Source organism: Leptolyngbya sp. FACHB-671, from assembly GCF_014695745.1.
In the GTDB taxonomy this organism is placed as follows: domain Bacteria; phylum Cyanobacteriota; class Cyanobacteriia; order Elainellales; family Elainellaceae; genus JAAUTN01.
This window is the reverse complement of the sequence record NZ_JACJOV010000050.1, coordinates 1-3,915: the sequence shown is the minus strand read 5'-3', so window position 1 is coordinate 3,915 and position 3,915 is coordinate 1. Positions and strand designations below refer to the sequence as shown.

Below are 3,915 nucleotides of genomic sequence, written 5' to 3'. Positions count from 1 at the left end.
GATTCAGATAGGGACTCTAGCACGCGAACATCCAGAGGATTTACCGCTACTCCCTGTGCGTTTGCATCTATTATTCCGTAGCATTGAAGGGCTTTATGCCTGTGTCAATCCTCAGTGTTCTGGTAGTGATCATTCGTCTCATCATCGTTATGGACGCTTTTATCTGAGTGAGCAAAAAACCTGTGAGGACTGTAAAGCTCCAGTTGTGGAGTTGGCAAGTTGCCGCAAGTGCGGACAGGCTTATAGCCTAGTGTATCTGGGTTCTCAGGGAGAATTACTTTCATTGCCGCGATCGCTAGAAGCAGTCGAAGACAATAAGCGAATTTATGTGCTGACATCAGGCACCTTAGATAGCATCACATTAGATGAGGAGGAGGAGTCCAACGCTGACAGCACAGAGGCAGGAATATGTCTGTTGACCCAAAGAGAAGGGTGGATTGGGCGGGTTGCCCGTAGTCCTGATCAGTTTAGAGATATAGCAGCAACAGAGCGACAATTCGCACTAGATTGGCATTTCCCATCCGATACGAAAAATATGGAAGGGGGTTATCTATCTCGTTGTCCAGCTTGTTCTGCCGGAAGGACACAGACATCTTCCATTAGCCGTTTCATCTCTTACACTGATGCACCACTAGAAGTGATGATCGATGGTTTGTTTGAACTCCTGCCCGATCCAACCTGGGAGGAAGGACAACCGACCAAACGCAAACTGCTTGCCTTCTCTGATGGTCGCCAGGATGCTGCCTTTTTCTCCTCTGACTTTCAGCGCACCCATACTGAAGCTCTATACCGCCAGTCAGTTTGGCGTGCTTTTCAATCCTCTATGGACGATGAGAAGATCGCTTCGGTAAAACAAGTCGAAGACGAATTGGTAGGACAGTTCTTGAAGGTGTCGATTCCCCACCCTGATCGGGAATCAGAATGGCATCATCGAAGCTATGTTCCTAACGATGATCTAGATGAGGAGTCAAAGAATCCGAAGGATTGTAAAGACCGCGCTCGTAGCCGTGCCAAAGAACTCCTATTACGAGAATTTGGCTTGCCCTCAGCTCGGCGCTTCTCAATCGAATCTCTAGGCTTACTTGCGTGTCACATCGATTGGCAAAGTAATCCGGCGGTTCAAAAAGTATGCGATCGTTTCCATGTTTCTGAGTCCGAAGCCGTTATATTTTTGACAGCATTAACCGATTTAATTCGACTTTCAGGAATTGTAAATGTCGAAAAACCATCAGATTATTTTCCAGAAGTGGGTGGAGTAGAGGGCGGTCGTCCTGGCATTTTGGATCGATCGGGCAGAGTCAAGAAGTTCTTGAAACTTCAGAAGGGACAGGGCGATTCTAAAGATGCCGTTTCTTTCTGTGCCTATAAGGGGGGAAATAACCAATTAATCCGGAGTACATTCGTCAATTACTGCGAAAAAGTGTTTGAGTTAGATGCCAAAGATCAGAGCGAAGCACTAAAAGATATTCAAACCTGGCTTTATGAAGAAGTCTTATTAGGTAGCAATATTTTGGCAAAGTATGAAAAAGAAGGTCGTCAGCTAAATTGGAGTTTGTTAAATATCCAAGCAACATCAGAAGACTGGTGCCGTTGTAACACTTGCCAGCAAATCTTCCACTTACCTGGCTTTGCCCTCATCCACGAGCAGCCCAAATCTAATATTCATAAAAACTCAGTATTTAATATTCATAAGTGTCCTGCATTTAAGTGTGGTGGCGTTCTTCATCCTTGCACCTTGGAGCAGATGACGAATGACCATTACCGTCGCTTGATTCGAGACCGGCAAGTCTTGCCACTAAGGGCGCAGGAACATACAGCACAACTGGAGACCGATGATTTAGCAAATCGAGAGAGTCGTTTTCGGCGTGGCAAGATTAATCTTCTGAGCTGTTCCACAACTCTAGAAATGGGAGTTGATATTGGAGAGCTTCAAGCAGTAGTTCTACGAAACTTTCCGCCCCACGTCAGTAATTATCAACAACGGGCAGGACGGGCAGGACGACGAACAGATGGCGTAGCAGTAACCCTCATGTATGGTCAGCGTCGCCCTCACGATCGCTATTACTTTGAGCAGCCCGAACGTCTAATTGCGGGTAAGAACCAAATTCCTAAACTTGACCCACGCAACTTTCAGGTGCAAGAACGCCATATTCGAGCAGAGTTATTAGCAGACTTCCTGCGGCAGGATGATCAAGGCAATCGGGGTGCGGAGGAGGTGACGATCGCAACTTTCCTTGCCCTACCTAAAGATGCACCTGCTTCTGTTCCCAATTTCACACCACCCTCTCACGCTCCTATTGCCGAATTTCAACGCTGGTTGCAGGGCGATTCTGCGCGTGAGCTTACGAGCTACTGGCTTAATAAGCTGGGAGGGGAAGGGCGATCGTATGTTCCAGTTTTACGGGAGTTTAGTGATCGCATCGAAGAGTTTCAGGAACAACAGCTTCGTGATTGGGATGCTTTAGTTGAGGTGTTGCTGAATCTGCAGCAGCGATTGACTGACTCAGCAGAAGCCAGGAATTTAACAACGATTGCTAAGCGTCTTGCTGGAACACAAGCAGAATTGAGCAAAATTGCAGATCGGCGATTACATGATGAATTAGCTCGTGCGAGTATCCTACCAATCTATGGATTTCCAATTGATGTTGTACGATTAATGACCGCTCAACGACAGCATCGGCTAGAGCGTGATCGCCGCTTGGCGTTAGGAGAATATGCACCAGGGCAAGAAATTGTAGTTGACGATCGGGTGCATACCAGTGTGGGTGTGGTCAGACCTGAGAAACTATTGAAGCGATATTATTGGGTGTGCCAAAAATGCAACTATTTCACATCTGGCTTGCAAGAGATCATTCATGATGCTTGCCCCATCTGTGAGGAACCGCCCCATCTGCCTATTGAGAAGAAAACGCGCCTTTATAAAATTCCTGGAGCATTCACAACTGAATGGCGAGAACTCCCTAAAGTAACGCCCTACACCAAGCCATTACGCCAACCAACGTCTCAAGTTTTCTTGGCAAAAGAAGGTGACCGACCAGAATGTTTATCTCACAGTGACCAGTCATTCCGCCTGATCTACAGCCAAGGTGGGTGCTTCTTCCTGTCTAACCAGGGTCCCTTAAAAGGTGAGCGGGGATTTAAGAGTAAGGGATTTGCAATTTGTAAGGCTTGTGGGCGTGATTTAACAGAACAAGCAAGGGAACAACAAAAACAGCAGCGTAAGCCAAAGAGTAAACAGAAAACTCCCAGTAGCAATTTGGCTGGAATTCCTCATACTCACCCGATGACTGACCGCCCCTGCACAGGCTGGTATGAATGGACGCATTTGGGACATGAGTTTTTCAGTGATTTGCTCAAAATTCGCTTTAGCCGGGATACAAATCCACCTATCTTGTTTGCAGTTATGCACCTTGCTGATGGCGAAGGGATTGCCTCGGTAGATGCTGAGGATTCCTCAAACCAGCAAACAGGTATGGGCTTCTGGCGATCGCTGACTTCTGCGCTCCTCGCAGCGGCATCCCAAGTTATTGATGTTCCTCGAACTGAACTCGACGGGCTATTTCGCCCATCCGAGGAGCGGGACGGCACAGCGGAAATTATTATTTATGACAACGTGCCAGGCGGCGCAGGCTATAGTCGCAAGATTGGTGAGCGATTCCGTGATGTTCTACAACGGGCTTACGGGATTGTAGAATCTTGTTCTTGCGGCAGCAGTTGTTATGACTGTCTACGCACCTACTCCAATCAAGTGTTTCATCATGAACTCGATCGTCACCATGTGAGAAAGTTTCTTCAGCCTTTGGTGGAAGAGATTAATCCAGATTCAGAACTCCAGGAGTTTGCACCTGATTCTCACCGGGTCACTCATACTCAGATCATGTCGCACCTAGGAGCATACTGTCGCAGTGCAAGCTC

At 47.3% G+C, this 3,915-nt stretch carries 1 protein-coding gene; it reads left to right on the top strand.

What is annotated here, in order from left to right:
- Nucleotides 1–55: 55 nt before the first annotated feature.
- A partial coding sequence (locus H6F93_RS04205; RefSeq protein WP_206755702.1) for a Zn-binding domain-containing protein occupies nucleotides 56–3,915 on the top strand: 3,860 nt, incomplete at its 3' end.